At 59.4% G+C, this 7,069-nt stretch carries 2 protein-coding genes and 1 tRNA gene; all 3 read right to left on the bottom strand.

The annotated features are described in order from the left end of the window. The coding region (locus HFO99_RS19025) for a M10 family metallopeptidase C-terminal domain-containing protein (protein ID WP_222362859.1) at positions 1-5,609 on the bottom strand (5,609 nt) is incomplete at its 3' end. Between the two features lie 764 nt (positions 5,610-6,373). Next, a tRNA-His gene (locus HFO99_RS19020) sits at positions 6,374-6,450 on the bottom strand. Between the two features lie 130 nt (positions 6,451-6,580). Then, positions 6,581-7,030 carry a phasin gene (locus tag HFO99_RS19015; protein ID WP_003545621.1) on the bottom strand — a complete coding sequence of 150 codons (450 nt, stop codon included), beginning with the start codon at positions 7,028-7,030 and terminating at the stop codon, positions 6,581-6,583. Between the last annotated feature and the right edge of the window lie 39 nt (positions 7,031-7,069).

Here is a 7,069-nt window from a genome sequence, read left to right as displayed (position 1 = left end):
ATGTAGGTGTCGTTGCCCGCCCCGCCGATCAAGGTATCCGCACCTGTCCCGCCGTTCAGCACATCATTGCCGGCGCCGCCGGTGATCGTGTTGGCGAGCGCATTGCCGGTGCCGGTGAAGCTGGCGGATCCCGTATAGATCAGGTTCTCGACATTGTTGCCGAGCGTATAGCTGGCAAGCGCCGTCCGGACCGTGTCCGTCCCTTCGTTCACATTCTCGATCACCAGGTCGGTCGCAATGTCGACGACGTAGACGTCGTCGCCAATCCCGCCCAACATCGTGTCGGCACCAGCCCCGCCGATCAAAGTGTCGTTGCCGCCTGCCCCCATCAGCTTGTCGGCAGCAACACCGCCGATGATAATGTTGTCGAGCAGATTGCCTGTCCCGGCAAAGGCTGCCGTTCCGAGGTAGGTGAGGTTCTCGACATTGGCCGCCAATGTGTGGGCGGCAAGGGTCGTGCGAACCGTGTCGATCCCCGCGTCGGCGGCTTCGGTGACGAGGTCGCCGGCATTGTCGACGATGTAGATGTCGTCGCCCGCACCGCCGAACAAGTTGTCGGCGCCAGCCCCGCCATTCAGCGTATCGTTGCCGACACCGCCGGAAAGCGTATCAACGGCAGCGCCACCCGTGATCACGTTGTCGAGATCATTGCCTGTTCCGGCGAAGGCTAGCGTGCCGATATAGGCGAGGTTCTCGAGATCGCTGCCAAGCGTATAGCTTGTCAGCGTCGTGCGAACCGTATCGGTTCCCTTATTGGCAGCTTCGGTGACACTGTCACCGGCATTGTCGACGATATAGGTGTCGTTGCCCTCACCGCCGATCATGCTGTCCGCACCGGCCCCGCCGTTCAGCGTGTCATCGTGGTCGCCGCCGGTGATGATGTTATCAAGCGCATTGCCGGTGCCGGTGAAGTTGGCGGATCCCGTGTAGGTCAGGTTCTCGACATTGACCAAGGCGGCGATCGAGTAGGCTGCAAGCACCGTGCGGATTTCGTCGGTGCCGGCGCTGACTGCCTCGTTGATGACGTCGGTCGCACTGTCGACCACATAGATGTCGTCGCCCGCCCCGCCCGACATCGTGTCGGAACCGGCCCCGCCGATCAATGTGTCGTTGCCGGCGCCGCCGATCAGCGTGTCATTGCCGATGCCACCATCAAGCGTGTCGTTGCCGGCGCCGCCGGTGATCGTGTTGGCGAGCGCATTGCCGGTGCCGGTGAAGCTGGCGGATCCCATATAGAGCAGGCTCTCGACATTCGCCTCCAGTGTGTAGGCGGCCAGCGTCGTGCGAACCGTGTCAATACCCACCTCGGCCGCTTCGGTGACGAGGTCGCCGGCATTGTCGACGATATAGGTGTCGTTGCCCGCACCACCGATCAAGCTGTCCGCACCGGCCCCCCCGTCCAGGGTATCGGCACCTGCCGCACCCCTGATCGTGTTGGCAAGGTCATTGCCTGTCCCGGTAAAGGCTAGCGTGCCGATATAGGTGAGGTTCTCGACATCGCTGCCAAGCATATAGCTCGCCAGCGTCGTGCGAACCGTATCGGTTCCCTCGTCGGCCGCTTCGGTGACGAGGTCGCCGGCATGGTCGACGATATAGGTGTCGTCGCCCTCACCACCGATCAAAGTATCCGCACCGGCCCCGCCGTTCAGCGTGTCATTGCCGGCGCCGCCGGAAAGCGTATCGGTGGCAGCGCCACCCGTGATCGTATTGTCGAGATTGTTGCCGGTACCAGCGAAAGTTCCTGTGCCGGCAAAGCTGAGGTTCTCGACATTGCCGGCAAGCGTATAGTTCGCCGATGTCGCGCGAACCGTATCGGTCCCGGCGTCGGCGGCTTCGGTGACGATGTCGCTGGCATTGTCGACAATGTAGGTGTCGTTGCCCGCCCCGCCGATCAAGGTATCCGCACCTGTCCCGCCGTTCAGCACATCATTGCCGGCGCCGCCGGTGATCGTGTTGGCGAGCGCATTGCCGGTGCCGGTGAAGCTGGCGGATCCCGTATAGATCAGGTTCTCGACATTGTTGCCGAGCGTATAGCTGGCAAGCGCCGCCCGGACCGTGTCCGTCCCTTCGTTCACATTCTCGATCACCAGGTCGGTCGCAATGTCGACGACGTAGACGTCGTCGCCAATCCCGCCCAACATCGTGTCGGCACCAGCCCCGCCGATCAAAGTGTCGTTGCCGCCTGCCCCCATCAGCTTGTCGGCAGCAACACCGCCGATGATAATGTTGTCGAGCAGATTGCCTGTCCCGGCAAAGGCTGCCGTTCCGAGGTAGGTGAGGTTCTCGACATTGGCCGCCAATGTGTGGGCGGCAAGGGTCGTGCGAACCGTATCGGTCCCCGCGTCGGCGGCTTCGGTGACGAGGTCGCCGGCATTGTCGACGATGTAGATGTCGTCGCCCGCACCGCCGATCAAGCTGTCGGCGCCAGCCCCGCCATTCAGCGTATCGTTGCCGACACCGCCGGAAAGCGTATCAACGGCAGCTCCACCCGTGATCACGTTCTCGAGATCATTGCCTGTTCCGGCGAAGGCTAGCGTGCCGATATAGGCGAGGTTCTCGAGATCGCTGCCATGCGTATACCTTGTCAGCGCCGTGCGACCCGTATCGGTCCCCTTATTGGCAGCTTCGGTGACACTGTCGCCGGCATTGTCGACAATATAGGTGTCGTTGCCCTCACCGCCGATCATGCTGTCCGCACCGGCCCCGCCGTTCAGCGTGTCATCGTGGTCGCCGCCGGTGATGATGTTATCAAGCGCATTGCCGGTGCCGGTGAAGTTGGCGGATCCCGTGTAGGTCAGGTTCTCGACATTGACCAAGGCGGCGATCGAGTAGGCTGCAAGCACCGTGCGGATTTCGTCGGTGCCGGCGCTGACTGCCTCGTTGATGACGTCGGTCGCACTGTCGACCACATAGATGTCGTCGCCCGCCCCGCCCGACATCGTGTCGGAACCGGCCCCGCCGATCAATGTGTCGTTGCCGGCGCCGCCGATCAGCGTGTCATTGCCGATGCCACCATCAAGCGTGTCGTTGCCGGCGCCGCCGGTGATCGTGTTGGCGAGCGCATTGCCGGTGCCGGTGAAGCTGGCGGATCCCATATAGAGCAGGCTCTCGACATTCGCCTCCAGTGTGTAGGCGGCCAGCGTCGTGCGAACCGTGTCAATACCCACCTCGGCCGCTTCGGTGACGAGGTCGCCGGCATTGTCGACGATATAGGTGTCGTTGCCCGCACCACCGATCAAGCTGTCCGCACCGGCCCCCCCGTCCAGGGTATCGGCACCTGCCGCACCCCTGATCGTGTTGGCAAGGTCATTGCCTGTCCCGGTAAAGGCTAGCGTGCCGATATAGGTGAGGTTCTCGAGATCGCTGCCAAGCATATAGCTCGCCAGCGTCGTGCGAACCGTATCGGTTCCCTCGTCGGCCGCTTCGGTGACGAGGTCGCCGGCATGGTCGACGATATAGGTGTCGTCGCCCTCACCACCGATCAAAGTATCCGCACCGGCCCCGCCGTTCAGCGTGTCATTGCCGGCGCCGCCGGTGATCGTGTTAGCAAGCGCATTGCCGGTGCCGGTGAAGCTGGCGGATCCCGTGTAGGTTAGGTTCTCGACATTGACCAAGGCGGCGATCGAGTAGGCTGCAAGCACCGCGCGGATTTCGTCGGTGCCGGCGCTGACTGCCTCGTTGATCACGTCGGTCGCACTGTCGACCAGATAAATGTCGTTGCCGGCGCTGCCTGCCAGCGTGTCATTGCCGGTGCCGCCGTCCAGAAGATCGTTGCCGGCGCCGCCGGTGATCGTGTTGGCGAGCGCATTGCCGGTGCCGGTGAAGCTGGCGGAACCCGTGTAGGTCAGGTTCTCGACATTGGCATTGATGGTCAAGACATAGGAAGAAAGCGCCGTCTTGATCAGATCGGTTCCTTCATTCAGTCCTTCGGTGACCACATCGCCAACGTTATCGACAATATAGGTGTCGTTGCCCGCACCACCGACCAAGCTGTCTGCTCCAGCCTTCCCGTCCAGGGTATCGGCACCTGCCGCACCCCTGATCGTGTTGGCAAGGTCATTGCCTGTCCCGGTAAAGGCTAGCGTGCCGATATAGGTGAGGTTCTCGAGATTGGCGGCAAGCGTATAGTTCGCCGATGTAGCGCGAACCGTGTCGGTCCCTGCGTCGGCGGCTTCGGTGACGAGGTCGCCGGCATTGTCGACGATATAGGTGTCGTCGCCCTCACCGCCGATCAAAGTATCCGCACCTACCCCACCATTCAGCGTGTCATTGCCGGCGCCGGCGGTGATGGTGTTAGCCAGCGCATTGCCGGTGCCGGTGAAGCTGGCGGATCCCGTATAAGCCAGGGTCTCGACATTGTCGCGGAGCGTATAGCTTGAGAGCGCCGTCTGAACTGTGTCGGTCCCCTGATTCGCACTCTCGATCACAAAATCGAAATTATCATCGACAACATAGAGGTCGTTGCCCGCCCCGCCCACCATCCAATCGGAACCAGCACCGCCGATCAACGTGTCGTTGCCAATGCCACCATAAAGCGAATCGTCTCCGGCATTGCCCCAAAGCGTATTGTTCGCCTCGTTGCCTATAATCTTATCGTTGCCCGAGCCGGCCTCAACATTCTCGATCAGGGACGCCACGTTGCCATTATAAAGAAGCGCGTTGAAAATGTTGCCGCGGGCATAGCCATTGTTCGGCCCACCCCCCAGATCGGCTAACTGGCCCCGGGAAAAGAGCGAGTACCCTCCTGCTCGCAGGTCGATGCTGAGGGCGGTGGTATATGCGCTCAAATCATAGGTGTCGATACCGCCACCGTCCCAGATTGTCGCGAAGATGCGGTTGGCATCGGGGGTGATGGCCGCTACGCCGTCGACATAGGTGATGCCCTCGTTCGGATTCCACTTATAGACGGTATCGCCACTGTTGGTGGTGTAATCCGCACCATACATTTCCTGCAGGGCGGCGATGTCGAGCATCATGAAGGTCTGTGGCGCCCCGTCATGTTCATACTCGTACCCGTCCCCATTATCTCCCACATATGTGCGGTAGGTCATGATGGTATATTCGAGCGAGTCGTATGCAAGCGGAACGACCGTCATATTCGGATAATCCGCTTCATTAGCATGCTTCAGTCCGAGAGCATGACCCAGCTCATGCGCTACGGTATGGCCCGCGTAGTTGCCGAAACCGGGGAAGCGAAGATCATCCTCGGTACCGGCATATTCCGTCCCAAACCAGACATCGCCGCTGTTGCTGCCAGAACCCGGATAATAGGTCCATGACGTCCAAGGCAGTGACGACTCAGCCAAACGCACGGCTGCGGTTTCTGTGCTCCCGGTCACGAAATTAGCGTTCGTAAACCCCTCTACCGAAAAACCGTCATTTGCCGAATTCCCATAGGATTGCTCCATAAGAAACAAGGCCGCAGACTGCTGTTGTGAGGAAATGGAAGAAAAATCGTAATCTTTCTCGTAGCTATACAGATACGATGTGGAGAGGGTGGGGAATGCATAAGTTATAGTGCCGTCCCAGGCAACGCCGCTGATGAGTCCATCGATTCTCTGATCGCCCGTCAAGAACACATTCTTCGTGAAGGTACTAATGCCTGACATAAAATCCCCGTTGCCTATTCCAACCGACCGCGCCTAATGCCGGTCTGCCCCACATGAGGGGATAATTCAACTAAAAGCTTCATTTCCATTCAGGAACTTTTTAATCTTGGCAGCTAGCGCCCATGAAGGCTTCCTCCGCAACGTCTATCAAAAGCTAGAAGAGATACTCCAGGATCCTGCGCTTTGCCCGTCCGACTTACGCAATTGCTGGCATGACGGCACTTAAATTGACGTTACAGTCACCTGCTGAAATTTAATAAGTCTTCGGACTCGGCTATATCGGTTCCGCATGTTTCGGCGCTCCTTGCGCTTTCTCCCCTCACTTGCCGTGAGATAGGATTCGCTGTTCGCATCTTACGCCATATGTTTTCGTGGGCGGATCGTTCCGGATCGAGTGGCGGATTGTCGCAATTGCGGACCTCGGTGCTGCTACGTGTCGCATACGTACCTCACCCAGCGGTATGGCACCATACGGAAGGGTTGTGCTTCTTAAATGTTCGAGTTGGCGTGGTAAATAAGCAGCAAATTCGCCGCCGGAAGCGTAGATGCTCTTCCGGTCGCCGCGCAGTTGGTTTTGAGATGTTGCTAGTTGTAACGGGCTACCGGAGATCGACCATCGGTTCCACGACAGACATGCGCTGGAGCAGAGGACCATCGACAATCCGTTCGGCACGAGGTTGTCACCCATGTCTTAGGGATGACCTGTTACCTATGTCTTAGGGATGACCTGTTACCTATGTCTTCGGTATGAACATGTGGAGAAATGGTACGGTTGGGGGGTCTCGAACCTCCGACCTCAGGTGCCACAAACCTGCGCTCTAACCAACTGAGCTACAACCGCATAAATCGCGCTTGGCGCGATGGGGGTCACATACGAGGACTTGGCGACGAATTCAAGCCCCATTCCTCGTCAATATACAAAAAGGCCGGACGCGAGGTCCAGCCTTTTGTTTCTGGTCGATAAAGACCGATCAGGCAACCTTGAAGGAAGCCATGGCCTTTTCGGCGGCGTCCTTGGAGGGCTTTGCAAGCTTCTCGGCCACCTGCTTGGTGGTTTCCTGGATCGACTTCGCCTGCTCGACGGTGAGTTCGGCCTGCTTGCGGATGAACGAGGTCTGCAGCTCGAAGAATTCGGCCGGGGACTTGACACCGAGCAGCGCTTCGAAGTGCGACAGCGAGTTCTCGGAATTGATGCGCAGGATGTCGATCGCCTTCAGGCCGATCTCGACCGAGCCGGCCTGTGCCGTCTGGACGGTGGCTTCGAGCGTCTTGCCGGCTTCCTCGCCAGCGGTCTTCAGCTTGGCATAGGCATCCTTCGACTGCTGAGCGCCCTTTTCGGCGAATTCACGGAAGGATTCCGTGAACTTGGACGGGTCGAAAGAAGCGATTGAAAAAACATCATCGGTCTTTATGGTAGCCATGGGTCGCATCCTTTGGGCTGAGGCAGTCGCTGCCTGCGG

It is taken from the genome of Rhizobium leguminosarum (assembly GCF_019798305.1).
GTDB lineage: Bacteria > Pseudomonadota > Alphaproteobacteria > Rhizobiales > Rhizobiaceae > Rhizobium > Rhizobium leguminosarum_U.
Note: the sequence above shows the minus strand (reverse complement) of the source record. Positions and strands in the feature narration are given on the sequence as shown.

Bases quoted from the DNA above. Each gene is read 5' to 3' on its own strand.
- HFO99_RS19015 (WP_003545621.1), bottom strand. From the start codon at position 7,030: ATGGCTACCATAAAGACCGATGATGTTTTTTCAATCGCTTCTTTCGAC.